Source organism: Acidovorax sp. FG42, from assembly GCF_057809195.1.
Window position 1 is genome coordinate 175,923 of sequence record NZ_JBMDJM010000003.1, and the last position, 22,202, is coordinate 198,124.

The 22,202-nt window shown below is 66.6% G+C and carries 21 protein-coding genes; 6 read left to right on the forward strand and 15 right to left on the reverse strand.

Annotated elements, in window-relative coordinates:
* Window positions 1-5 precede the first annotated feature (5 nt).
* A complete protein-coding gene (cynS, locus tag ACODSM_RS05230; RefSeq protein WP_008905293.1) occupies window positions 6-449 on the forward strand; it encodes a cyanase in 444 nt (147 codons plus the stop codon).
* Window positions 450-471: 22 nt separating this feature from the next.
* On the opposite strand, the gene ACODSM_RS05235 is transcribed toward cynS, so the two are convergent.
* The 10 genes from ACODSM_RS05235 to ACODSM_RS05280 all read right to left on the reverse strand — a co-directional run bounded on the left by ACODSM_RS05235 (window position 472) and on the right by ACODSM_RS05280 (window position 10,641).
* Complete coding sequence (locus ACODSM_RS05235; RefSeq protein WP_488804550.1) at window positions 472-1,242, reverse strand: anti-sigma factor; 771 nt, start codon at window positions 1,240-1,242, stop codon at window positions 472-474.
* On the reverse strand, window positions 1,239-1,805 hold the full coding sequence (locus ACODSM_RS05240) for a sigma-70 family RNA polymerase sigma factor (RefSeq protein WP_488804551.1): 567 nt from the start codon (window positions 1,803-1,805) through the stop codon (window positions 1,239-1,241). Before ACODSM_RS05240 ends, ACODSM_RS05235 begins: the two co-directional genes overlap by 4 nt.
* Before the next feature lie 108 nt (window positions 1,806-1,913).
* A complete protein-coding gene (locus tag ACODSM_RS05245) occupies window positions 1,914-2,492 on the reverse strand; it encodes a DUF3455 domain-containing protein (protein ID WP_209816351.1) in 579 nt (192 codons plus the stop codon).
* Window positions 2,493-2,642: 150 nt separating this feature from the next.
* A complete protein-coding gene (locus ACODSM_RS05250; protein WP_488804552.1) occupies window positions 2,643-3,968 on the reverse strand; it encodes an FAD-dependent oxidoreductase in 1,326 nt (441 codons plus the stop codon).
* A complete protein-coding gene (locus ACODSM_RS05255; protein WP_488804553.1) occupies window positions 3,965-5,122 on the reverse strand; it encodes an acyl-CoA dehydrogenase family protein in 1,158 nt (385 codons plus the stop codon). Before ACODSM_RS05255 ends, ACODSM_RS05250 begins: the two co-directional genes overlap by 4 nt.
* A 43-nt stretch (window positions 5,123-5,165) precedes the next feature.
* Complete coding sequence (locus ACODSM_RS05260) at window positions 5,166-5,735, reverse strand: OsmC family protein (RefSeq protein ID WP_008905298.1); 570 nt, start codon at window positions 5,733-5,735, stop codon at window positions 5,166-5,168.
* 85 nt (window positions 5,736-5,820) lie between these two features.
* Entirely contained in the window at window positions 5,821-6,732 is a 912-nt protein-coding gene (locus ACODSM_RS05265) for a sulfurtransferase (RefSeq protein WP_056745584.1), read from the reverse strand.
* A 234-nt stretch (window positions 6,733-6,966) separates the two neighbouring features.
* The gene (locus ACODSM_RS05270) at window positions 6,967-8,589 is read right to left on the reverse strand and encodes a sigma 54-interacting transcriptional regulator (protein WP_488804554.1); all 1,623 of its coding nucleotides are present in this window, start codon (window positions 8,587-8,589) and stop codon (window positions 6,967-6,969) included.
* A gap of 166 nt (window positions 8,590-8,755) precedes the next feature.
* The gene (locus tag ACODSM_RS05275; RefSeq protein WP_476016215.1) at window positions 8,756-9,664 is read right to left on the reverse strand and encodes a c-type cytochrome; all 909 of its coding nucleotides are present in this window, start codon (window positions 9,662-9,664) and stop codon (window positions 8,756-8,758) included.
* Complete coding sequence (locus ACODSM_RS05280) at window positions 9,661-10,641, reverse strand: VOC family protein (RefSeq protein ID WP_488804555.1); 981 nt, start codon at window positions 10,639-10,641, stop codon at window positions 9,661-9,663. The genes ACODSM_RS05275 and ACODSM_RS05280 overlap by 4 nt, the downstream gene beginning before the upstream one ends.
* A gap of 89 nt (window positions 10,642-10,730) precedes the next feature.
* On the opposite strand from ACODSM_RS05280, the gene ACODSM_RS05285 reads away from it, so the two are divergent.
* The 3 genes from ACODSM_RS05285 to ACODSM_RS05295 all read left to right on the forward strand — a co-directional run bounded on the left by ACODSM_RS05285 (window position 10,731) and on the right by ACODSM_RS05295 (window position 15,287).
* The gene (locus ACODSM_RS05285) at window positions 10,731-11,447 is read left to right on the forward strand and encodes a TetR/AcrR family transcriptional regulator (RefSeq protein ID WP_488804556.1); all 717 of its coding nucleotides are present in this window, start codon (window positions 10,731-10,733) and stop codon (window positions 11,445-11,447) included.
* Window positions 11,448-11,613: 166 nt separating this feature from the next.
* On the forward strand, window positions 11,614-12,816 hold the full coding sequence (gene purT, locus ACODSM_RS05290; RefSeq protein WP_488804557.1) for a formate-dependent phosphoribosylglycinamide formyltransferase: 1,203 nt from the start codon (window positions 11,614-11,616) through the stop codon (window positions 12,814-12,816).
* A gap of 59 nt (window positions 12,817-12,875) precedes the next feature.
* On the forward strand, window positions 12,876-15,287 hold the full coding sequence (locus tag ACODSM_RS05295; protein ID WP_488804558.1) for a putative bifunctional diguanylate cyclase/phosphodiesterase: 2,412 nt from the start codon (window positions 12,876-12,878) through the stop codon (window positions 15,285-15,287).
* Here the strand turns inward: ACODSM_RS05295 and ACODSM_RS05300 are convergent.
* The 5 genes from ACODSM_RS05300 to ACODSM_RS05320 form a co-directional block, all read right to left on the reverse strand.
* Window positions 15,262-16,197: an ATP-binding cassette domain-containing protein gene (locus ACODSM_RS05300; protein WP_488804559.1), complete on the reverse strand. Its 936-nt coding sequence runs from the start codon at window positions 16,195-16,197 to the stop codon at window positions 15,262-15,264. The genes ACODSM_RS05295 and ACODSM_RS05300 overlap by 26 nt on opposite strands.
* 18 nt (window positions 16,198-16,215) lie before the next feature.
* On the reverse strand, window positions 16,216-17,064 hold the full coding sequence (gene phhA / locus ACODSM_RS05305) for a phenylalanine 4-monooxygenase (RefSeq protein ID WP_488804560.1): 849 nt from the start codon (window positions 17,062-17,064) through the stop codon (window positions 16,216-16,218).
* A gap of 15 nt (window positions 17,065-17,079) precedes the next feature.
* Complete coding sequence (gene hppD, locus ACODSM_RS05310; protein ID WP_488804561.1) at window positions 17,080-18,201, reverse strand: 4-hydroxyphenylpyruvate dioxygenase; 1,122 nt, start codon at window positions 18,199-18,201, stop codon at window positions 17,080-17,082.
* 186 nt (window positions 18,202-18,387) lie between these two features.
* On the reverse strand, window positions 18,388-19,377 hold the full coding sequence (locus ACODSM_RS05315) for a lipase secretion chaperone (protein WP_488804562.1): 990 nt from the start codon (window positions 19,375-19,377) through the stop codon (window positions 18,388-18,390).
* 3 nt (window positions 19,378-19,380) lie between these two features.
* Window positions 19,381-20,322: an esterase/lipase family protein gene (locus ACODSM_RS05320; RefSeq protein WP_488804563.1), complete on the reverse strand. Its 942-nt coding sequence runs from the start codon at window positions 20,320-20,322 to the stop codon at window positions 19,381-19,383.
* Between the two features lie 165 nt (window positions 20,323-20,487).
* Here ACODSM_RS05320 and ACODSM_RS05325 point away from each other — a divergent pair, with 165 nt between their 5' ends.
* Both ACODSM_RS05325 and ACODSM_RS05330 read left to right on the forward strand, forming a co-directional pair.
* Window positions 20,488-20,970, forward strand: a complete 483-nt coding sequence (locus tag ACODSM_RS05325; protein WP_015012403.1) for an Lrp/AsnC family transcriptional regulator — start codon at window positions 20,488-20,490, stop codon at window positions 20,968-20,970.
* A 346-nt stretch (window positions 20,971-21,316) separates the two neighbouring features.
* Window positions 21,317-22,057, forward strand: coding sequence for a GNAT family N-acetyltransferase (locus tag ACODSM_RS05330; RefSeq protein WP_015012404.1), 741 nt, complete (start codon window positions 21,317-21,319; stop codon window positions 22,055-22,057).
* Window positions 22,058-22,202: the final 145 nt, after the last annotated feature.

Below are 22,202 nucleotides of genomic sequence, written 5' to 3' on the forward strand. Positions count from 1 at the left end.
TCACCATGAACCGCAACGACGTTACCGAAAAGATCATCAGCACCAAGGTCGCCAAGGGCCTGCAATGGGAGGCCATTGCCAAGAAGGTCGGCCAGTCCAAGGAATGGACGACGGCCCTGTGCCTGGGTCAGATGACCGCCACCCCGGAGCAGGCCAAGATCGTGGGCAAGATTTTTGGCCTCACGGCCGAGGAGCAGAAGTGGCTGCAAGTGGTGCCCTACAAGGGCTCGCTGCCCACACCCGTGCCCACCGACCCGCTGATCTACCGCTGGTACGAGGTGGTGAGCGTGTACGGCACCACCATCAAGGAACTGATCCACGAAGAGTTTGGCGACGGCATCATGAGCGCCATCGATTTCAGCATGGACATCCAGCGCGAAGCCAATCCCAATGGCGACCGCGTGAATGTGGTCTTGTCCGGCAAATTCCTGCCCTACAAGCAGTACTGAAATTGGGCCCAGGCCGTGTTCGTCACAGCACCTTGACGGCGCGGCCGATGAACTGGATGGGCCCTGTGGGCTTGCCAATCGGCGAGCCTGTCGGCGGCTCCAGCGTCAGCTCGAACAACTGGTTGGGCTGCAGCGGCGGCAGCTTGTCCAGCGGGATCTGCAGGGGCTGACCGGGCTGCACCAGGCCCAGCGACACGGGGCCGCTCCAGCCATCGGCCTTGGTCCAGAACTCCAGGGCCTTGTCGGCCGGCACTTCGGCCACGCCCAGCGGAATCAGGCTGATCTGCCGCGGCGAGCTGGCCTGCACCACCCAGCCGGGGGCCTTGTCTTGCGGCGCGACCAGCACCACCATGAACTGCGGCGGCGCGGCCACGGGCGCGGTGCGCGTGACCAGCACAGCCGCGAGCACTGCCGCCATAGCAAAGCCCGAGCCGGCGAGGGCCCGCCACAGGCCCAGGTGATCCCACCAGCGGACGGACGGCTTGCGCTCGGTGTTGGCGCGGGGTGGCGTGGTAACGGGGGTCGCGGCCTGCTGCGCGCTGGCTGCTTGCAGCGATTGATCGATGCGCGCCCACAAGGCAGCGGGCGGCGTGATGGGCTCGGCCAGCTGGGTCAGCGGCAGCAGGCGGGCTTCCCATTCGGCCACCGCCTGTTGCAGTGCCTTGTCAACGGCCAGGCGTTGTTGCACGGCCTGGCGCTCTGCTACGGCCAGGGTGCCCAGCACGTACTCACCCGCCAGCCCATGCAGGTCGTCCGGCGAGGGGGTAGGCGGTGTGTTGCGCACATCGGTCATGCCATGCACTCCCGCAGCGATACCAGGCTGCGCCGTATCCAGGCTTTCACGGTGCCCAGCGGGGCGCCCAGACGTTCGGCGATTTCGCTGTGCGAGCAGCCGTCCACATAGGCGTGCAGCACGCAGTTGCGGCGCGCCGGGTCCAAGGCCTCCAGGCAATGCTGCAGGCGGCCCAGGCTGGCGTTGAGTTCAAAGGTTTCCTCCACCTCGTGGTGGGCCTGCACAGACATGTCGGCCTCCAGGGCTTGGGTGGTGGTGCCGTCCACATCCACGTGGCGGCTTGCGTCGCGCACGGCGTTCAGGGCCAGGTTGCGCACCACGCTGTAGATCCAGCCGCGTGCGCTGCCACGGGACGTGTCGTAGCTGGCGGCGCGGGTCCAGATGTTCACGCAGGCATCGTGCACGATGTCCTCGGCCAGCGCGCGCTGGCGCACGATGCGCAGCGCCACACCCAGCAGCCGCGCGCCCTCCTGTTCGTACAGGCGCTGCATGGCCTGCCGGTCGCCGGCCGCGCAGGCGGCCAGAGCGGCTTCGTAGTCAAAATCGCCAGAGGTGTCGGGCACGGTGTGCGGGCAGCGGGGCAGTGGCTGAAGGGTGGGCGCATCGTAGCCGCAAACCCGTCACCGCCCCGGTGGTAGCCCCCGCTGCGCAGGGGATTGCGTGCGCGTGGTTTACGCGGCCTTCCAGAAGATGTAGTCGGCCTGGTACTTCACGATCTGGCGCTCGCCCTTGTTGGCGGTGGTGCAGGCGGCAGCCGGTGCCACGCCGCCCTTCAAGGCCACACGCTGGATGAAGGTCACGCCGGTCATGGCGCCGGAGCCCATGGCGGGGTTGGCCTTGACGAGCTGGTAGGGCAGGTTGCCAGCGCCCGATGGCGCCACGGCCAGCTGGGTGGCTGTGAGCTTGGAGCCGTCGTTCGATTCCCAGGTAGCGGGCGGGCCGTAGTAGGTGCCCACTTGTTTGCCGCTGCGGTCATTCAGCACGGCCTTGGGGCCCACGAACACCCATTCGGTCTGGCCCGGCATGTTGGCCTTGTCGCGGCATTCGTAGGTGATCTCGCCCACGCCCACGGTTTCCATCGCCACCTTGTTGCCCGCCGGAACCTTGATGCTGTCGGGCAGGCTGTCCTGCGAGTACATGGATTTGGAAGGCGACGACATCATCGAGCCGCAGGCGCTCAGCAGCACGGCGGCGGCAATGGCACCCGCGAGGGGCAGCAGGCGGGAGATGGGAGACGTGTGGATGGTCATGGCGTTTCTCTCTGGTCTATGGGTTGATAGGACAGCAGCAAGTTGCGCTGCTGGAGGTACTACCCACGAAAACGCCGTTTGGATGCAGAAGATGCAAAAAATTTTTTCGATGCCAGCCCGGGCAGGGCGACCGCCTGGGCGGAGGCCGCCTCAATGCAGGGTCAACGGCCGGCTGGTGGTCTTGACGCGCACCACCGCCGCCCGGTGCTCATAGGGTGCCGCCGGCTGGCCCAGGATGGCGGCCGCCAGCGTGCGCGCCTGCCGGGCAATCGGTTCGATATAGCGGCTGCACTGCCCGTTGATGCTGATGCAATCGCCCAGTGCGTGGATGCGGGGTACGCTGGTTTGCAGCGTGTCTGCGTCCACCGCAATGCCCTGAGCCCAATCGAGCCCTGCACTCTGCGCCAGGCGCTGGGGGGGTACAAGGCCCGCAGCCACCACCACTTCGTCGGCCGCAAAACGCTGCCCGCTGGTGGTGGTGACGCGGTAGCGTGGGCCCACGCGTTCCACCTGCTCCACCTGCAGACCGCCTTCGAAGCGGATGGAAAGGTCCTTCCAGGCGTCCAGCAGCTGTGGCCCTGCCTGCTGGTCGTGCCAGCGCGCCAGCGGTTCGGCTGCGGTGTCCAGCAGCGTGATGCGGTGGCCGCCCAGGGCCAGGTCGTTGGCCAGCTCGCTGCCGATCAGGCCCGCGCCGATGATGAGCACGTCCCTGGGCTGGTCGCCCAGGTGCTGGCGCAGGCGCTGGTAGGCACCCAGGTGGTTGATGCGCCAGCACAGGCTGGCGGGCAACCCCGGCGGCAAGGCGGCCTGTGCACCATGGGCCAGCACGAGGTGGCCGTAGCGCAGCACACCCCGCGTGGTGCGCAGTTGGCGGGTGTCGGCGCAGATGCGCACGGCATGGGTGTGGGCCAGCAGGGTGACGCCCAGGCGCAGCGCTGCATCGCGGCCGGTCTCGGACACCAGCGCTAGCGGGTCCAGCTGGCGTGCCATGGCCACCGACAGCAAAGGCTTGTCGTACCGGTCGCCCGCGCAGGCCGTCACCAGGGTGATGGGCAGCGTGGCGCTGTGTTGGCGCAGGGTTTCGGCCAGTTGCCAGCCTGCACGGCCCGCGCCGACGATGAGCACGCCCGGCTCGCCACGCACGCGAAGGGAGGCGGCTGGCGCTGCGCTGGCCTGCGCCCGCAGCGCCTCCAGCGTGGGGGCTTCGTACGGCGAAAAATCGGCCTTGGTCACGCCGCACAAGGGGCAGGCCCAGTCGTCGGGTATGTCCGCCAGCCGCGTGCCGGGCGGCAGGCCGCCATCGGGGTCGCCGTCGGCCTCGTGGTAGACGTAGCCGCAGGCGTTGCAGATGTAGCTTTGCCAGGGCGCCTGGGTGGCCGCGTCGGCAAACGCATCGCACAGCGCCTGCGATGCCGCGCTCAACACGAACTCGGAGGCAACTGACGGCGTGGTGGCGGTGGGGAGGGCGGGCGTCATGCAGGCATCTCCTCGGTGCTGAGTCGGGCGATCTCCTTGCGCAGGTGCTTGATGGCGGGCGTGACGATGGCCACAAAGTGCGACTCGCGCACGCGCCGCTGCACGTCCGAGCTCATGAGGTAGCCGCGTGCACCCTGGTGCATCAGGGCGGACTGGGCGGCGCGCAGGCACAGCTCCGCGCCGTGGGCGCGGGCGTCCAGCACATCGATGAAGAAGTCAGTGCTTGTGTCGAACGGCGTCTGGGCCAGTTGCATGACGCGTGCGGTCAGTGCATCCAGCTCTGCCTGCAGCGCGTCGGGCCGGTCTTCGAGGAACTGGTTGACGTGGCCCAGTTGGGCCTCCACCGCCCACATCGAGTCGATGGCGCCCTGGGTGATGCCCACGGCCATGCCACATTGCAGCATCACGAACGCCGCGCGGATGCGTGCGATGAAAGGGCGCGTAGGGTCGGCCATGGTGTCGGCCGTGCCGATGAAATGGTCCTTGAGCCGCAGTGCATAGGTGCCCGTGCCCTCCATGGCCGAAAAACTCGGGCATTCGCGCATCTCCACGCCCGGTGCGTCGCAGCGCAGCAGGAACATCACCTCGCGCTGGCTGGTCGCACCGTCGGCCTCCACCACCGCCGCAATCGCGCCGCAGTAGTGGTCGGGCCCCAGGTTGCTCACCCAGGGCAGGGTGCCGTTGATGAGGTAGCCCCCCTCCACTGGCGTGGCCTTGAGCAGCAGGCTTTCGATCTGCGCGTAGCTCTTCATGGGGTTGGACAGCGCCGTGCCGCCCATGCCTGCGCCGCTGGCGTGGCGCTGCAGCGCATCGCCCATCAGCGCGAGGTTGCCCGATTGCTGCAGGTACAGCCCGCACACCGCCTGGCACCACATCATGAAGCCGGTGGCGCCGCACACCCGCGAGGCCTCGGCCATGGCGCGGATGGCCAGGCCGTAGTCGGCCGGGCCGGCCGTGCTGTCCAGGTGCGCGCTCATCGCGCCCACGGCGGCCAGTTGCTGCAGCTCGGCGCAGGGGTAGTAGCCGGTGCGGTCAATCGCCTCCACCTGCGCGGCCAGTGGGCCCTGGGCAATCTGGCGCACGGCGGCCAGCAGTGCATCGCCCCGCAGGGCGCCGTCCAGGTGGAGTTGGGGAGGGAGGTCGGCAGGGTTCATGGGGCTCCTTGGGTGCGCAGGGCGGGCTCGGTTGCGGGGCTATTTAGTCCGCGAGGCTGATCTCGAAGGGAATGGGGTTGCGCATGCTGTTGGCCACGGGCGAGTAGAAGTTGGCGTGCTGCACGATCTCGTCGAGCACCTCGCGCGGCGCGTCGCCCTCCACCAGCACCTTCACGCGGATGGCCTGGAAGCCCATTTCGGGCGGCGTCTTTTGCAGCGCGCCGCCAGCGCCCCAGGCGGCGGGGTTGCCGATGTCGCCTTCCATGAACACCTCGATCTTGCTGAGCTTGACCTGCTTCCAGGTGGCCACCGCCGTGATCCCCACGGCCAGGCAGCCGCCCAGGCCTGACAGCACGATTTCGCCGGGCGCAGGTGCCGTGTCCTGGCCGAACAGGTGCAGCGGCTCGTCCACCACCACCGGCGCGTGGTTGCCCACATAGCTCAGCGAGCGGTACTGTCCCTCCATCACCGTATGGACCTTGTTAGTGCCCCGGCTGGCGGGGTTGTTGCGGCCCTTGTCGGCAAAGGCCATCAGGCCGTCGCGGTCGATGGGGCGCAGGTGCGTGTGCACGGTGGTGACGGGAGCAGAGGGTTCCAGCAGATCGGTGGACATGGTGTTCCTTGAAAAAAGAGAAGGGAATACAAAAAAGAAGGACAGGGTTCGCAGCGGACACGCCCGCTGCAACAACGCGCAGGGCTCAGGCCGCCAGCGCGAGCGCAGGCTTTTTGGGGAACTTGACCAGCGGCAGCCCGCTTTCGATCGGCAACTTGTCGTCGCGCGACCATTCGTTCCACGAGCCGAAGTACATGCGCACATCGGCAAAGCCCGCCTGCTTGAGCGCGAGGAAGGTGTTGGACGCGCGTGCGCCCTTGAAGCAATACAGGTACACCGTGTCTGCCGGGCTGATGCCCGCCGTGGCGCATTCGGCGCGCACTTCGTCGGGCGACTTGAAGACGGGGCCCTGGGGCGAGGGCTTCATGAAGCGGTACCACTCCAGCCACTTGGCGCCCGGCAGGCGGCCTTTGCGTGGCGCAAAGTCCTTGCCATAAGGGCTGGAGCTGTCGCCAATCCACTCGTCCACATCGCGCACGTCCAGCAGCACGGTGTCGGTGCCCAGGGCCTCGATCACATCCTCCTTGGTCAGCATCACATCGGTGGTGGCCAGCTGGGTGGGGAAGATGGCGGGCGTGGGCACCACGGCCTCGGTGGAGACGGGCAGCTCTGCCGCCTTCCAGGCCGAGTAGCCGCCATTCAATACCTTGACCTTGGGGTAGCCCAGCCAGGTCAGCAGGTAGTAGCCCCGGCACGACTGGCCGTAGCCGCTGTTGAGCGCATCTTCATAGAACACGGCCGTCTCGGCGCCCGACAGGCCGATGGCGCCCAGGTGCGCGGCAAAGGTGTCTTTCAGTTCCTGCAGGCCTTGGGGCGTGGAGGTGGCGAGATACGTGAATGTCTCGCGCAGGTTCACCGCGCCGGGGATGTGCCCCAGGGCATAGGTGTCGGCGTCGCGGGTGTCGATCAGCACCACAGGTTCTGCGGCTTGCAGGGCCAACAACTGGGTGGGTGAGATGAGGACGGCGTCGGAGGCGGTGGCGGTCACGGTGCTCATGGAAAACCTTTCGGTGCGGTGGTGGGCGGGATGCCTGCCTTCCTTATCGCAACAGGTGTGCCAGAGCGGTTGTGGATGAGGGAATTTGAATAAAAATGGCTGGATGCGCCAGTGAAATATGCGGTGGCAGCTATTGATTTGATAGTAAACCGGGCGTGGCCATGTGTCAGTAGCCAGGGTGGAGCAGACCGCACCAGACACTGTGTCGACACATTGTCGACACATTGTCCGTCGTCACTTCAGACCCGCCTTGCGCAGCCGGTAGCTGAACTGCCGCAGCGTCAGCCCCAGGCTCTGCGCGGCGCGCGACTGGTTGCCGTGGTGCTCGGCCAATGCTGTCTGCAGCACCAACACGCTGTGCGACTGGGCGGGCGCGTAGTCACGCACCAGCGGCGCCGGGGCGGCGGCCGACTGTGCTGTTGCGCCGGTGGTGGCTGGGGGCTGCGGTGCGGGCGGCGAAGGCAGGGGCACGGACGCAGCCGGCAGAAACCGGTCCAGCTCGGCCCGCGTCACCAGCGTGTCATTGGTCAGCAGCACTAGGCGTTCGATCACGTTGCCCAGCTCGCGGATGTTGCCGGGCCAGGGGTGTTCTTCCAGCCGCGCCAGCGCGTCGGGCGACAGGTTCACATTGCGCTGGTGTGCCTGGTTGGCGCGGCTCACAAAGTGCAGTGCCAGCGCGCGGATGTCCTCGCGCCGCTCGGCCAGCGAGGGCAGGTGGATCGGGATCACGTGCAGGCGGTAGTACAGGTCTTGCCGAAAGCGGCCGGCCTCCACATCGGCTGCCAGGTCGCGGTGGGTAGCCGCTACCAGGCGCACGTTGACCTTGACCTCGCGCTGCCCGCCCAGGCGCACCAGCGTGCCCTCTTGCAGCGTACGCAGCAGCTTGGACTGCAGGGCCAGCGGCAGCTCGCCAATCTCGTCCAGAAAGATGGTGCCGCTGTCGGCCTGCTCGAACCAGCCCGCGCGGGCTGTGCTGGCGCCGGTGAACGCGCCTTTTTCGTAGCCAAACAGTTCAGACTCGAACAGCGCATCCGGAATGGCCGAGCAGTTGACCTTGATGAAGGGCCGGTCGCGCCGCCCGCTGGCCAGGTGCACGGCGCGTGCGAACAGCTCCTTGCCCGTGCCCGACTGGCCCAGCAGCAGTACGGTGGCCTGGGTTTGTGACACGCGCTCCAGCTCGCTCAGGGCCTGCAGCAGTGGCGGCGAGCTGCCAATGAGCCCGTAGCGCGCGCTCTTGGTATTGAGCGCATTGGCCAGCACGGCGTTGCGTGCCTCCAGCTGCCGCGTCTGCTCGGCCACCAGGGCTTCCAGCTGCAGCAGCTGCCCCACCAGCGTGGCCAGCACGCGCAGCACCGCCAGGTCGTCGTTCAGGTGGCGTTGGCGGCTGCGGATGCGGTGGCAGGCCAGCACGCCGATGGGCGCGTTATTGACCTCGATGGGCAGGGCGATGAAGGCCACCGTCTCGGGTGGCAGCTGGCTGCGCGCCACCGCGCGGGCCAGGAACAGCGGTTCGGCATCGATGTCCTGCACGATGGAAGGCTGCCCCGTGGCCAGCACCCGACCGGTGATGCCCTCGCCCCAGGCGTAGCACCCGCGCCGCACCTCGGCCTGGGTGAGGCCGTAGGCGTGCTGGATGGAGGCGGTGCGCGGCGCGCCGGCCGGGGCGGTGGGCGCTGCGTCCACCAGCACGATGCGCCCCCGGTTCAGGCCCAGCAGCTCGCTCATCAGGTGCAGCATCTCGCGCAGCACCAGCCCGGGCGCCAGGCTGCGGCCGATGAGGCGCATCACCTCGCGCATGAGCAGCAGCTCCTGCGCGTGCCAGTCGGTGGCGGGGCTGGGTGGGGAGTGCGGTGGCATAGGGGTACGCATGCCGGTGCGTCGCAAGTTTTGCGCCTGCTTCGCCCCGCCGGGCCGTCCTCTGCGTTGCCGAGCCTCGCTGGGGCGGCCCCCCGACTTTGTTGAGCGCTTGTGTCTGGCCCTGGGGCCTCGCCAACGCACCTTGCAAAAATGGCGTGTGCGGGTGCTAGCGTTTGCTGCCGGTGGGCACGGGCGGCAGGGCCTTGAGGTACAGGTACAGGGCGTCGGCGTCGGTCTGGCTCATGGACTTGAGCGAGCCGAAAGGCATGACGGTGCTGACCGCTGAGCCGTCGGGGCGTGTGCCCGTGGTGAGCATCTGGCGGAATTGTTGTGCGCTGAGGTAGCGGTGCATGGCGCCTTCCGGGGCCGATGTGAGGTTGGAGGCGGCTGGCCAGTCTGGGGGCGCTCCGGGAATCTTGCCTCCAGCCAGCTTTTCACCGTGGCAGCCCATGCACATATTGGCCACATAGGCGCCATGCGCCACATTGACGCCCTCGGCCACCGGCGTCTGTACAGGCAGCGTGTGGTCGATCTTCTCGTAGGCATCTTTCACGACCCCGGCGGCGTAGAGCAGCTTCACAAGCACCGGCAGCCGGACGATGCCGGGTTCGCCATCCACAGCGGGCAATTGCTGCACATAGGCCGCGAGCGCTGCGAGGTCCTGGTCTGTGAAGCGGTTGTAGTCCTCGCTGGGCATGATGAGGGCCGGGCGACCGTCGCGCTTGATGCCATGGCGCACCACGCGGTCCCAGTCGGCGCTGCGGTAGCCCACCACCACGCTGTTTGCGCCAGGTGTCAGGTTGGGGCCGCGTACCAGCAGGCCGTTGGCATCGTCTATGAAGGTGCGCCCCGCACCGTTCGCCCCGTGGCAGTCCACACATCCACGGGAGGCAAACAGGTACCGGCCGCGCTCGATGCTGGCGGCGTCCTGCACGATGGCGGGCGAGGCGACTTCGAGCGCGAGCGGGCGATTCATCTTGCGCTCAGCCATCTGTGTGCCGCCAGCGATGAGGGCTGTGGCCACAGCGGCCAGCGCCGCTCCCGCCCAGAGGGTTCTTCGCAACCAGCGCTTCATGATGTTGCTCCCGCAGCCGTGCCGGCGGCCTGGCTCGGGTGCCTGCGGCGCCCTCGGAAGCGCGACTTGATCAGCTCGCGTGCCATCTTGAGCTTCAGGCGCAGCCGGGGCTGGTGGCCCCATGTGCTGGTCTCGTGGGTGTGCATGGTCTGCCAGCCCGTTGGGTCGATGGCTTGGGTCTGCGCTCCGATTTCAAAAGCAAAACCGGAGGGTGTCTCTGCGTAAAACGAAAAGGTACCGTCCGGCTCTGGGTGCTGGCCGAGGTCCAGGTCGATGGGCAGCCCCAGCGACTCGGCCCGCTCGAACGCCCGCCCCACATCGCGCAGGCTGCGCGCCTGCAACATGAAATGGTGAATGCGGAACGAGGACGGCAGGTCAAACAGCGCGAGCGAGTGGTGGCGCTGGTTGCAATGCATGAACGTGCCGCGGATGTGGACCGGGCCCACTTGCGTCTGGAGTCGCTCTGTCACGCCGAACCCCAGCAGTCCGCCATAAAACGCCTCCATCGCGGCCAGGTCCTGCGCGACCAGGACGACATGCCCCAGTCCCAGCGCACCGGTTTCAAAGCCATCGGGAAAGGCGGCGCTGGCAAACGGCGTCGCCGCTTCGGCAAGGCCCACGCACAGTTCCACGCGACCCTGTTCGGGGTCGTTCACATGCCAGAGGTGCTGGACCTTGCGCTGGCTGCAAAGGGCGGCATCGCCTTGCTCGGCACGGTGCCCGGCTGCTTGCAAGCGTTGCACCAACTGGCGCAGTTCGTGTTCATCGGCGCATTCCAGGCCCACGGCCGCCAGGTCGTCACGGGGACCTGGCGTCACCACAAGGCGCTGGCTGGCACCATCCACACGCCAGCCTGTGCTGCCGTCGGCATGGACGGCGGGCGCGGGAAGCCCGAGCATGTCTTTCATGAACCGCTCCCAGCGGGCGGGTTTGCGGGCTTCAAACACCAGATAGGCAAGGCGGAGGGAATTCGGCATGGCGGTATGCTCCTGAAATTGATTAAACAATCGAAAATTGAATTGAATATTCAAAAATGAATTCTGAATCAATTTATGGTGCTCCGTCAATGCCCCCGCTGCCGGAGCCTTTGGCGCGGTTCCTCCTGCCGGGAGAAGGCGAGCGGCCGTCCAAGCGCGAACGCACGCGGCGGCAACTGCTGCACGCCACGGTGGAGGTGATCGCATCGCGGGGCGTGGCCGGCACCACCATCCAGGAGATCGCGCGTGTGGCCGGCATGGCGCCCGGCACGGTCTACAACCACTTCAGCACGCGGGAAGAGATCTTTGAAGCGCTGGCTCTGGCGCTGTTCACCACGCTCAACGAGCGTGTGGTGCAGAGCTACCAGCACATTGAGGACGGGGCGCAGCGCATGAGCATCGGCATGCGGCGGTTCCTCTGGCTGGCGGAAGTGAGCGCACCCTGGTCCCTGCTGATGATTCAGCTGGCGATGGCCCACCCCCAGGCCATTGAGCTGGTCAAGCCGTATTCCTTGGCCGATCTGCGGCGAGCGAAAGCGCAGGGGCGCTTTGATGTGGTGGATGAAGAGGCCGCCATCGACATGGTGTTCGGTACCTGCATCCGCGCGCAGGTGCGCATTGCGCAAGGGGAGGTGGCTGACTCTCCTGCGTTTGTGAACGCGCTGCTGCAGATGGTGCTGCGCGGGCTGGGAATGGCGGCGGCCGATGCGGCCGAGGTCATGGCGCGGCCGCTGCCAGCGTTCACCACGCAGGCTGCGACAGGCGCGGTCACCGCGCGGCGAAAATCACCCCACGCAGGCTCCTAGCAAGGCCATTGCAACGATGCGGGTGGGTGGTGCCAGCGGCGCGATGGGGCAACCTGGGGCGGCCTGATTTGTCAGCGCCCAGATGCCGTAAAGTTGTGTTCGCGCCGTGGATTGCCAGCCTCTCCCACGGCGCTCTGCCCCATCCCCCAACGAAAGCACTACCACCATGACCACCCTCGGAACCCCCTTGTCCTCCCACGCCACCAAAGTCATGCTGCTGGGCTCGGGCGAGCTGGGCAAGGAAGTGCTGATTGCGCTGCAGCGTCTCGGGGTCGAGACCATCGCCGTAGACCGCTACGACAACGCGCCCGGCCAGCAGGTGGCCCACCACGCGCGCACCATCACCATGAGCGACCCGGCCCAGCTCAAGGCGCTGATCGAAGCCGAGCGCCCGCACCTGGTGGTGCCCGAGATCGAAGCCATCGCCACTCCCATGCTCGAAGAGCTGGAAGCCGCGGGCACCGTGCGGGTGATCCCCACCGCCCGCGCCGCGCGCTTGACCATGGACCGCGAAGGCATCCGTTTGCTGGCTGCTGAGACGCTGGGCCTGCCCACCAGCCCTTACAAGTTCTGCAACTCGCTCGAAGAGTTGCAGGCGGCGATTGATGCCGGTGTCGGCTACCCCTGCATCGTCAAGCCCGTGATGAGCAGCTCGGGCAAAGGCCAGAGCAAGATCGACGGTCCGGCCGACGTGCAAAAAGCCTGGGATTACGCCATGGTCGGTGGCCGCGTGAGCCACGGCCGCGTGATCGTCGAGGGCTTCATCGACTTTGACTACGAAATCACGCAGTTGACCGTGCGCTCTGTGGGTGCGGACGGCCAGATCGTCACCAGCTTCTGCGACCCCATCGGCCATGTGCAGGTGAGCGGCGACTATGTGGAAAGCTGGCAGCCCCACCCCATGCATCCGGCAGCACTCGAAAAATCGCGCCAGATCGCCAAGGCCGTGACTGACAACCTGGGGGGCCAGGGTTTGTTTGGTGTCGAGCTGTTCGTGAAAGGCGAGAACGTGTGGTTCAGCGAAGTGAGTCCGCGCCCGCACGATACCGGCCTCGTGACGCTGTGCACCCAGCACCAGAGCGAGTTTGAGCTGCACGCCCGCGCCATCCTGGGCCTGCCGGTGGACACCAGCCTGCGCAACCCGGGCGCCAGTGCCGTCATCTACGGCGGTGTGGAGGCCCAGGGCATCGTGTTTGACGGTGTGGAAGACGCCCTTCGGGTGCCGGGCACCGACCTGCGCCTGTTTGGCAAGCCCGAGAGTTTTGTGAAGCGCCGCATGGGCGTGGCGCTGGCACGCGCCGAGAATGTGGACAGCGCGCGGGCCAACGCCAAGCTGGCTGCGGGCAAGGTCAGGCCCCGCGTGGCCTGACGGCCCAGGCCTGCAGCAGGTGCAGGCCGGTGCCATGGCGCTTGTGAAGGAGCAACCCTGTGAGCCTGAGTGCACGCATTCTGTGGCTGGTGCTGGCGGCCTCTTTGCTGCCGGTGCCGGCCCTTGTGTGGCTCCTGCTGGAGTTCCGGTCGGCCACCACCACCCAGGCGCGTGACCGTTTGGTGGCCAGGGCCAGCATCATCGCGAGCGATCTGGACGACAAGATTGCGGGCACGGGGCAGCTCTTGTTTGGCCTGGGGCGCGTGCCCCTGCTGGCAGCGGGCGACAAGGCGGCCTGCTCAGACTTTCTGGCGGATGTCCTCAAGGAGCATCCGCAGTACACCGGCATCCTCACTATTCAGCCCGATGGTTCCCTGTTCTGCGATTCCTTGCGCAGCGGCCGGGCGCTGGACCTGCGTGACCGCAGCTACTTCCAGCGTGCGCAGACGGCCACGGGCCCGGTGCTGGAGGCCGCCATTGGCCGCCTGACGGGCAAAGGCGTGCTGCAGGTGGCCTACCCGGTGCGCGACCCTGCGGGGGCCTTGCGCTTCATCCTGCTGGCCTCGCTGGACATGCAGGACTACGGCCAGACCATGGTGCATGCGCAGCGCTACGAGCGCATGAATCTGCAGGTCTGGAATGCCGATGGATCCGTGGTCATGGACTTCCACCGGCCCGAGGTGTCGACGTTGGCTGCGGGCGGGGCTGAACGTGCCTTCATGCTGCAGCCTGCCGACGGTCATGCCCTGATGGAGGGCCGCGATGGTGTGCGGCGTGTGTGGGTGCGCGCCCCGCTGCCACGCTCGCAAGGCGCGGACTTGCGCCTGGCCTTGGCTGTGCCCGAAGATGACTTGCGAGGCCCCGTGGAGCACCAGTTCCGCCGTGCACTGCTGGGGGTGCTGGCGCTGGCGGCGGTGGTGTTTGTGGCGGCCTGGCTGTTGGTGGAGTTTTCTGTCCGCCGCCACGCCATGCGTGCCATCCGCGCCATTGGCCGGTTGGACGCTGGCAACTACGCCGAACCCATCGGCGCACCCTATCCCCCCGGCGAGCTGGGGCAGGTCGCCCGGGCGCTGGACCGCATGGCGGAGTCGCTGCTGCGCCAGCAGCAGTCCATCGCGCAGCACACCGAAACGCTGGAGCGCCAGGCGCGGCGCGATCCGCTGACGCATCTGGCCAACCGCTACAGCCTGACCGAACGGCTGGACGCGGCGCTGGAGCGGGCCCGGGAGCAGGCGTACTGCGTGGCGGTGCTAGCCATGGATCTGGACCGGTTCAAAGGGGTGAACGACAGCCTGGGCCATGCACGGGGCGATGCCTTGCTCCGGGATGTGGCGGCCCGGCTGCAGGGCTGCGTGCGCCCTGGCGACGTGGTGGCGCGGCTGGGAGGGGATGAGTTTGTGGTGGTGCTGCCCGACCTGCCGGACGCGGCGGTGGTGGAGCCGATGGCGCGGCGCATCTTGCGGGCGCTGACGCTGCCCGTCGAGACCGGCGCATCCAGCTGGTTGCTGGGCACCAGCCTGGGCATCGCCGTGTTCCCGCAGGATGGGGACTCCGGCGACCTGTTGCTGCGCAATGCGGACGTGGCCATGTACGACGCCAAGGACCTCGGCGGCAACCGGCTGGCTTTTTTCAGCCCGCACATGACCGACGTGCTGACCGAGCGCTTGCGGGTGGAAGCCGGCCTGCGCCACGCCATCGAACACGGCGGGCTGCGCCTGCACTACCAGCCCATCATGGATGCGCGGACGGGCCAGGTGTCTTCGGTCGAAGCGCTGGTGCGCTGGGCAGACCCGGAGCGGGGGCTCGTGTCGCCACTGCAGTTCATCGGCATTGCCGAAGACACGGGGCTGATCGTGCCCCTGGGCGAATGGGTGCTGAACGAGGCCTGCGCGCAGGCGCGCCGGTGGCTGGATGCCGGATGGGGCGAAATACCGGTGGCGGTGAACCTCTCGGCCCGCCAGTTCCAGGAGCCCGATCTGGACCGGGTGGTGGACCGCGCCTTGCAGCGCACGGGGTGCCCGTCCCATCTGCTGCAACTGGAGATCACCGAAAGCTCCATCATGGAGCCCGTGGAGCAGGCCCTGCAGACCATGCAGCGCCTCACGGCGCTGGGCGTGCAGCTGGCCATTGACGACTTCGGCACCGGCTATTCGTCACTCAGCCAGCTCAAGCGGTTTCCGGTGCGCAAGCTCAAGATCGACCGCTCTTTTGTCAACGACCTGGGGAGCAACGACCGGGGCGAAGCGCTCGTGGACGCCATCGTGGCCCTGGCGCAAAAGCTGGGCCTGCGTACGGTGGCTGAGGGGGTGGAAACCGAGCACCAGGCCCAGTGGCTGGCACGGCTGGGCTGCGACGAACTGCAGGGCTACCTCTTTTCCCAGCCTTGTGCGCCACAAGATCTGGAAAACTGGTGGCAGGGCCGGGTGGCCGGCTCCCCCGTCGGTATTACTCGCGGATCTGCCGCCCCGTGAGCTTGAGGAACAAGTCTTCCAGGTTCGCGGGCCTGTGCAGCGTGCGCAGGTGGCCGTGCTGGCCCAGCGCCTGCAGCAGCGGCTGCGCATTCTGTGTGTAGAAAAACACGGTCTCGCCACTGATCTCCACGCGGGCGGCCAGGGTGCGCAGGGCGGTGTCTTCCGCCATCTGCACGGCGCCCACGCCAAACACTTCCACCACATCGGGCTCCAGGTGCTGGGCGATCAGCTCGCGCGGGCGGCCTTCGGCGATCTTGCGGCCATGGTCCAGCACTAGCAGGCGCGAGCACAGGCGTTCGGCCTCGTCCATGAAGTGGGTGGTCAGCAGGATGGACTTGCCTTGCTGCAGCAGCAGTTGCAGCCGCTCCCACATCAGGTGGCGGGCCTGCGGGTCCAGGCCGGTGGTGGGCTCGTCCAGCAGCAGCAGGCGCGGGTTGTTGACCAGCGCGCGCGCCAGCGACAGGCGCCGCTTCATGCCGCCGGACAACTCACCCGGCTTGGCATTCGCCTTGTGGGTGAGGGCGGCAAACTCCAGCAATTGGGGCACACGCTCGTCCATCACAGCGCCCTTCAAGCCGAAGTAGCGGCCGAATACGCGCAGGTTTTCGGCGCAGGTGAAGTCCGGGTCCAACGTGTCGAACTGGGTGACCACGCCCAGTTGCGCCTTGATGGCCAGTGCATCGCGTGGCATCAGCAGCGGTTCGTTGCCCGGCTGCGGCGTGAAGTGCACTTCGCCCCCGTCGGGCGACGCCAGGCCCAGGCACATGCGGATGGTGGTGGTCTTGCCCGCCCCGTTGGGTCCGATGACCCCGAGGCACTCGCCGGGAGCAATGGCGAAGGACACGTCGTCCACCACCGTGGTCTCGCCATAACGTTTGCGCAGGTGCAGGGCTTCAAAAAGTGCGGTCATGGACACAGATTGTGAGTCCTAGGATACGTTTTCCCGCTCATCCGCAGCAAACTCTGGCAGCCCCTGCAGCCGCTCATAGATCGGCGCAAAGTCCGCCGCCGTCATCTCAAACAGCTGCTCAAAACTGTCGATCACAAAATACGTCTGCTGGTACGTATCGATCTTGTAGCGCGTGCGCATGGTCCGCTCCAATTGCAGCGGAATGCGCTGTGGCTCCGGGCTCTGGGCCGAATACGCCAACTCGCCCGACGAACTCAGGATGCCTGCGCCATACGCCCGCAACTGCCCCGCCTCGCGGATCAGCCCGAACTCGATCGTGTACCAGTACAACCGGCTCAGCATCTCGCACGACCCCAGCCCCTGCGCCTTCAGCCCGCCCTGGCCGTAGCGCTGCACATAGTCGGCAAACACCGGGTTGAACAGCAGCGGCACATGGCCGAACAGGTCGTGAAAAATGTCCGGCTCGACGATGTACTCGAATTCCTCGGGCTTGCGGATCCAGTCCGTTACCGGGAACTTGCGGTTGGCCAGCAAGGTGAAGAACGGCACCTCAGGGATCAGCCCCGGCACGCCCACCAGCTCCCAGCCGGTGGCCTTGGACAGGCGCTCGTTCACCTCTTCAAATCGAGGAATGCGGTCGCTCGCGCCCAGCGAGGGCAGTGCGTCGATGAACGCCTGGCTTGCCAGGCCGGGCAGCAGCGCACGCTGGCGCTCGTAGAGGCGGCGGTAGGTGTCGTGGTCGACGGCGGTGTAGCTTGCGTAGTCTTGCGAGCAGGTGTAGTCGGCACTGGCGCGGCTGTAGTCGCCACGCGGGGGGCGCTCGCTGGCGCCATACACGACGGGTTTGACAATGGACTCTGTGGCCATGGCGTTGGCTCCCGTTCAGGCCTTCTTGGTCTCAAGCACGCCACGGGCGATCTGGTCGCGCTCCAGCGACTCGAACAGCGCCTTGAAGTTGCCTTCGCCGAAGCCGTCGCGGTAGTCGCCCTTGCGCTGGATGAATTCGAAGAACACGGGGCCCAGCATGGGGGTCGAGAAAATCTGCAGCAGCAGGCGCGGCGTACCGTCGGCCGTGGTGCCATCGAGCAGGATGCCGCGCGACTGCAGTTCGCCGACGGGCTGTCCATGGCCGGGCAGGCGGCCTTCGAGCATCTGGTAGTAGATGTCGTTGGGGGCCGGGGCCATGGGTACGCCGGCCATCTGCAGCTTGTCCACGGTGGCCAGGATGTCATCGCAGATCAGCGCGATGTGCTGGATGCCTTCGCCGTTGAATTGCATCAAGAATTCTTCGATCTGGCCGCCACCCTGCTTGGACTCTTCGTTCAGCGGGATGCGGATCTTGCCGTCGGGCGCGGTCATGGCTTTGGAAGTCAGGCCCGTGTATTCGCCCTGGATGTCGAAGTAGCGGATCTCGCGGAAGTTGAACAGCTTCTCGTAGAAGTTGGCCCAGAAGCCCATGCGACCGCGGTACACGTTGTGCGTGAGGTGATCGATCTCGTTCAGGCCATGGCCCACGGGGCGGCGGTCCACGCCTTCGATGAATTCGAAGTCGATGTCGTAGATGGACTTGCCGTCTTCAAAGCGGTCGATCAAATACAGCGGCGCGCCGCCAATGCCCTTGATGGCGGGCAGGCGCAGTTCCATGGGGCCGGTGGGGATCTCGATGGGCTGGGCGCCCAGCTCCAGGGCGCGGTTGTAGGCCTTGTGCGCATCCTTCACGCGGAAGGCGAGGCCGCAGGCCGAGGGGCCGTGCTCGGCGCCAAAGTAAGCGGCCTGGCTGTGGGGCTCGCGGTTCAGGATGAAGTTGATGCCGTTCTGGCGGTACAGCACCACGTCCTTGGAGCGGTGCTTGGCCACCAGGGTGAAGCCCAGCTTTTCAAACACCGCCTCCAGCACGCCGGGCTGGGGCGAGGTGAATTCGACGAACTCGAAGCCCATCAGGCCCATGGGGTTGTCCCAGGCTTGAAGCTGGGCGGCGGTTTCTTGCGGCAGGGCGGCGTTCATGGGGTGTCTCCGGCATTCGTTGATGAATGTCATGGACTGTAGGCGCGGCCTGTCTCATGTTTCTGGCGAAATCAAGAGGCTTGGCCGCTTGATTTGCAGGAATCTTGTGAATGGTCAAAATTTCGCGCAGTCTGGCGGCGCGCTGCCGCTGGATTGCCGCCCCGGGCTGCGTCGGTGCCAGAAGAGCTAGGAGCCCGAACTACCCGCGTTGAGCCGGCGCAGCGCCAGCGCGGCGTCGATGCGTTGCTGCTCCTCGGGCGAGAAAAGCTGCTGGCGCAATTGCTGCAGGCCAGGGCCCTCGCCCTGTTGCGCGCGGGCTTGGCTGTACTGGTCCAGGCGCTGGTTCCAGTGCTGTTCCTCCCGGTCCAGCTGGGCCATGGCTTGCGCGGCGGCTGGGCCGTATTGCGCGCTGCGGGCGGCGTAGCGGGTGCGCTCGTCGGCGTTGCTGGCGTTGAACGCGGCCGTCTGCGCGGCGGCGGCCATGTGTTCGATGGCGGTGCTGCGTTCGGCGCGGCGCTCGGCGGAGAGTTCGTTGTCGGCCGCCTGTAGCGCCTGGGCGCGCTGCTCGGGGCTGAGCTGGGTGTTGCGCTCAATCTCCAGGCGTGCCAGGGTGTAGCGGTCCAGGTCAGCCTCGCGGGCAAACAGGGCGTCGTATTCGGCGTCGTCAAAAAACTGCAGGCGTACCTTGTGGCGCGCTTCCAGGGCATCGCGCAGGGCGCGTGGGTCGGTCAAATCCTGTGGCGCTCGCAGGCTGCCCAGGGCCACGCGGTAGTCCACATAGCGCTCGGCCAGGGCCAGCGCCCGCGTGGCCAGGGCAGCGGGGAAATGCTGGTTCACCAAGGCGGCAAGGCGCTGCTTGAGCGTGGCCGGGTCGCTGACGTCGCCGGCTTCCATCAGCAGGGCTTCCAGCGTATCGCGCAGGCCGTGCACCAGCAGCGGGTCGGCCGGGCCATCGGCGGTGATGGCGCGGCGGCGTGCAAAAAAGCTGTTGTCCGCGCCCTGTGCTGGCGATGGTTGTACCTGGGCACCGGCGGTGGCGGCGGCCGCCCCCACGGGTGGTTGATGCGTATCCCCCGCGCCCAACCCGGCAGGGCCTCCCAGCCACCAGACCACGGCGGCCGTGGTGAGGGCAAGGACTGCGGCGGCAACCGCCCAGGTGCGCGAGGGCTGGGCCATGGCTTACAGGCCTTGTTGCTTGAGGCGGTTGGCGTGTTGGCGGTACAGCGTCACCGGGTCGGTGGAGAACCAGTCGCGCAGGCCCAGCAGTTGGTTGACTTCGTCGAGGTGGTTCTGGCGGTAGTCGCCCAGGTGTTTGCCCAGGCGTGACGAGCAGGCCGACACTAGGCCGTCGTTGGCTTCGCCAAAGGTCAGGCTCAGCGTGGCGAGCAGCGCGTCGCTGGCGTCGAGCACGTTGGTCAGGGGCAGGGTGCCGGTCCAGGAGTAGTAGCGCACGCCGTTCACCAGCTCGGCCCCGCTGCCGCAGCCAGAGGTGGGCACGCCTTGGGGGAAGCGGCTGTTGAATTGGGCCGAGCCCGCGGTGGTCAGCGAGTCCAGCGCCGCCGTGGGCATCTGGGGCAGGCCTGTGCCGCCGGAGGTCAGGTTGATCAGACCCACCAGCGCCTTGGCGGCGGCGCTGGCCACGGCCTCGGACACCGAACCTGCGGGCGCTACGCCGCGCAAGATGTCTGCCACGCGCGAACCCCGGTTCACGCCGCCAATCGACGTGACCGATGCCACCAGCTGTGGCGCCACACCGGCTACATAGCGGGTGGTGGGGCCACCGTGCGAGTGGCCCACGAGATTGACCTTGGACGCCCCGGTCAGCGCGAGGATGGTCTTGACCTGCGCCAGCAACTGCTCGCCGCGCACCTCAGTGCTGTTTGCGGCCGACACCTGGGCCACGTAGACCTTGGCGCCGCCCTGGCGCAGCGCGTCGGGGATGCCGTAGAAGTAGTCGATGCCCAGGGCCGAGTCAAAGCCGAACAGGCCGTGCACCAGCACGATGGGGTAGCGCGTCTGGGTGTAGCCCGTTTGCGCCTGCGCGCCCACGCCCAGCAACAGCAACCCCGCTGTGGCTGTGAGCACCAGTCGCCGCAAAAAGCGGCTGAAAAATCCGGTCATGTGTTTGTCTCCGTTGGTATGGTTTCTTATGTTTGCAAAAACGAACGACCGTTCTTTTTTGCGAGATCAATTCTTGTATTCAGCCCCTAGAGTCACTATCGGGACATACCCGCGTGTGCGCCGCACCATGCAGAAACTGTGCAGTTGTTCGTAAAATCCTGCGTCATGAAAGCCTTTGACGCACTCGACAAGCTGGACCGCGCCATCCTGCGCCGCCTTCAGGACAACGGCCGCGAGACGTACGACGTCATCGGAGAGCAGGTGGGCCTGTCGCCCAGCGCGGTGCTGCGCCGCGTCAAGCGGCTGGAGGACAGCGGCGTGATCCACCGCTACGTGGCCCTGGTGCAGCCCGAGGCGGTGGGGCTGGGGCTCACGGCGTACCTGAACGTACGGCTGGAGAAGCACACCGAAAGCCACAAACGCAACCCCATGGATCTGTTCCGCGCCAGCGTGCAGACCTGGCCCGAGGTGGTGGAGTGCGCATCGCTCACCGGCGAAATGGACTACCTGTTGCGCGTGGTGGTGGCCGACATGGCGCACTACAGCCGCTTCATCATGGACACCCTGCTCAAGCACCCCAGCGTGCAGGACTGCAAGACCAGCTTTGTGCTCGACCGCGTGAAGGCGACCACGGCCGTGCCGGTGTAACCCGGCGCGGGCCTTGGCCCGGGGATGTGCCCGGGCAGGTCACAGGCGTGACTCGCTGTGGCGTCTATTGATGTGGCGGAGGTTGCTGTAGGGCGGTCCGCGATTTACGCTCCGCCTTGTGCAAAGAAGGCTTGGCGCAAATCAGAGTGCAGCCGCCCCAGCCGTCGCGTCTGCGACCCCTGCAGAGGAGATTGGGAGTACAGATACTCTTAAATTGATAGCTATTGAGGCATGATCTTCTAGCGCTTGGTGGCGATTTGTCGGTGTTTTGAGTCGGATCACTATTTTGTTGCGGCGCAGCAATTTGGACTGGAAAAGATGAGGGAAAACCCTTATATTTGGCGACATGTTCGCAACCAAAGACTGGCTCAAGGCATCCTGGTACGCAGGCCGGGACATGCTGCGCCCGGTAACCGGCGGCTCTTCTGCCTCTGACATTCACATCCACCAGCAGGAGACGCCCGTGATGGTTCCTATCCGCTCCCTGGGCCCCTCCTATCGGGAGCGGATCACCCAGCACCTGCTGCAGCTGGAGCCTGCAGACCGCTACCTGCGCTTTGGCTATGCCGCCAACGACGAGCAGATCCGCCGCTACGCCGAGCAGCTCAACTTCGAGCGCGACGAAATTTTTGGCATTTACAACCGCCGCCTTGAGCTCATCGCCATGGCCCACCTGGCGTTCTCGGAAAACCCCGAACACAAGCCCTGTGCCGAGTTTGGCGTGTCCGTGCTCAAGCAGGCGCGGGGCCGTGGCTTTGGCGCGCGTCTGTTCGAGCGCGCCGTGATGCATGCGCGCAATGAGGGCGTGAACATGGTGTTCATCCATGCGCTGTCTGAAAACACCGCCATGCTCAAGATCGCGCGCAACGCCGGTGCCACGGTGCGCCGCGATGGGTCCGAGTCCGAGGCTTACCTGCAGATTCCGCCCGCCAGCCTCGACACGCGCATGACCGAAATGGTCGAGCAACAGTTCGCCGAGGTGGACTACCAGCTCAAGAAGCAGGCCAAGCAGTTCTGGGATTTCCTGGCCAGCGTGCAGGAAGTGCGCAGCGGCGTGCAGCACGCGCGCCACCAGTCGGCCGAGTGAGCGACCCGGGCCGCGCCGGGTCGTGAGATCGGCCGGTGTGGTCCTGTCACGGCAATCCGCTATCCTAGGGGCCTGATTCACTACCGCACGTCCTGCACCAAAGAGCGTGTTACGCACTTTTTCGTACCCACGTTGGGCCCTGAGG